Raw genomic sequence first — 2038 nt, forward strand, 5'->3', positions numbered from 1 at the left:
TCCCGCCGAGGCATTCGCCTTAGCGGCTTAACATGTGCAGATTCCGCTGGGTCGACACACCCAGCCGGCGCAGGTCGCGCAGCAGCTTGATGTCGAGCGCCCTCACCACGTCACCTCGGACGGCTCGGCGCGCACCGCGTTCCGCTCCTCGCGCGCGATGCGGCCATCCGCCATGTAGAGCACGCGATGCGCGATCCGCGCGATGGCTGCGTTGTGGGTGATGATCGCCGTCGCCGCGCCGAGATCGCGGTTCACCTCGACCAGCGCGGCAAGGACCGTGACGCCCGTCGCGCTGTCGAGCGCCCCCGTCGGCTCGTCGCAAAGCAGGATCTCGGGGCGCTTGGCAATGGCGCGGGCGATGGCGACGCGCTGCTGCTCGCCGCCCGACAGCTCGGCCGGGAAGTGATCCAGCCGGTGGCCGAGGCCCACGCGCTCCAGCGCCTCCTCGGGGCGCATCGGGTCGGCGGCGATCTCGGTCACCAGCGCCACGTTCTCGCGCGCGGTCAGTGAGGGCACGAGGTTGTAGAACTGGAAGACGAAGCCCACATGCGCGCGCCGGAAGGCGGTCAGCGCCGCTTCGGGCAGCCGGGCGATGTCCCTGCCGTGAAAGAGCACCCGGCCTTCGGTCGGCCGGTCAAGCCCGCCGAGGATGTTCACCAGCGTCGACTTGCCCGAGCCGGAAGCGCCGAGAAGCACCACGATCTCGGCCGGCTGCAGGCTCAGATCGACACCCCGCAGGGCCTGCACCTCGATCAGGCCACTGCGATAGACCTTGGTAATGGCCTCCGTGCGCAGCACGGCGGCGCAAGCGTCGCGGCTCGCCGACATAAGCGCAGCCTGCCCTTTGCCCGGCCGGCGGCCCATGATCGGCGTCAAGCGCCGGACGTTGGCCTCATTCTGGTGGCCGAAATGCGCACGACGCAGCCTGGACCCTGATCCCGCAAGCCCCGCCGCGCAGCAAAGGAACGGCCGGAGTCTGGGGACCCTGAGCCCTTCGAAGACATCGCCGGCGCCGCACGAGGCGGGCCGCCGCCCGCATGAACGGCCTCAGCCTTGCGGCCCGGCCGAGATCACGCGGCCGCGCCATCGCCGTTCTTCCTGTCCTGTGCGCGCAGCGCAACCAGACCCGGCAGATCCTCTGCCGAAAGCGTCTCGCGCTCCATCAGGAGGCGCGCGCCGTCCTCGAGGGCGGATCGGTGCTCGGTCAAGACGGTGGTGGCGCGGGACAGGCCCTCTTCGACCAGCGCCCGGATGGCGATGTCGATCTCGCGCTCGGTCGCATCCGCGATATTCCGGCGCTCGAGGCCCATCCCGCCGAGGAAGCGGCTCGGCTCCACGGCATATGCGCGGTTGCCCAGGGTGGATCCATCCCGTAGCGCGCCACCATCTCGAGCGCGATCTCGGTGGCGCGCTGCAGGTCGTCGGCCGCACCGGTCGAGATCTCGCCGAAGACCAGTTGCTCCGCGGCCCGGCCGCCCAGCAGGACGGCGATACGGTTACGCAACTCGTCCGCCGAGATCAGGAAGCGGTCCTCGGTCGGGCGCTGGATGGTGTAGCCGAGGGCCCCCACGCCGCGCGGGATGATCGAGACCTTCACCACCGGATCGATGCCGCCGAGGCAACGCGTCGCGGCTGGCGGCTGCTCGGGCCGGATCCCGAGGACGACCCTAACTACCGTCTCTACCGCCATTCCTGCGGCCACGAGCAGCGTGTGGCGCGGGCGAACATGCAGAGTGGCCGGTTCACCTGCGGCAAATGCGGACTGGCTTGGCCGGCGGCGCCGAACAACCTCTATACGATGCGCTTCACGCTGACGGACGGCACGCCGGCAGTGAAGCTCGGCCACTCGAACAACGTGGAGGGAAGGTTCCAGGACCAGCTCCGACTCCGCGACGACCTGCCAGCGGAGGTCCTGCAGACGGTGCGGATGCCGAGCGGCGTCGAGGCGCTGCGCGTCGAGAAGCGGCTGCATGCCACGCTGAAGCGCCGCTTTCCCTGGGCAGTGCTGCCGGCCGAGCGGTTCCGCGGCGTGATCAAG

General features: G+C 70.1%; 2 protein-coding genes and 1 pseudogene. All 3 read right to left on the minus strand.

What is annotated here, in order from left to right:
• Positions 1–102 precede the first annotated feature (102 nt).
• On the minus strand, positions 103–828 hold the full coding sequence (locus FG154_RS20330; protein WP_145111926.1) for an ABC transporter ATP-binding protein: 726 nt from the start codon (positions 826–828) through the stop codon (positions 103–105).
• Between the two features lie 242 nt (positions 829–1070).
• A complete protein-coding gene (locus tag FG154_RS21820) occupies positions 1071–1337 on the minus strand; it encodes a hypothetical protein (protein ID WP_281282101.1) in 267 nt (88 codons plus the stop codon).
• An 83-nt stretch (positions 1338–1420) separates the two neighbouring features.
• A pseudogene (locus FG154_RS21850) lies at positions 1421–1972 on the minus strand (hypothetical protein); the annotation flags it as partial.
• Between the last annotated feature and the right edge of the window lie 66 nt (positions 1973–2038).

The organism is Cereibacter sediminicola (genome assembly GCF_007668225.1).
Classification (GTDB): domain Bacteria; phylum Pseudomonadota; class Alphaproteobacteria; order Rhodobacterales; family Rhodobacteraceae; genus Cereibacter_A; species Cereibacter_A azotoformans.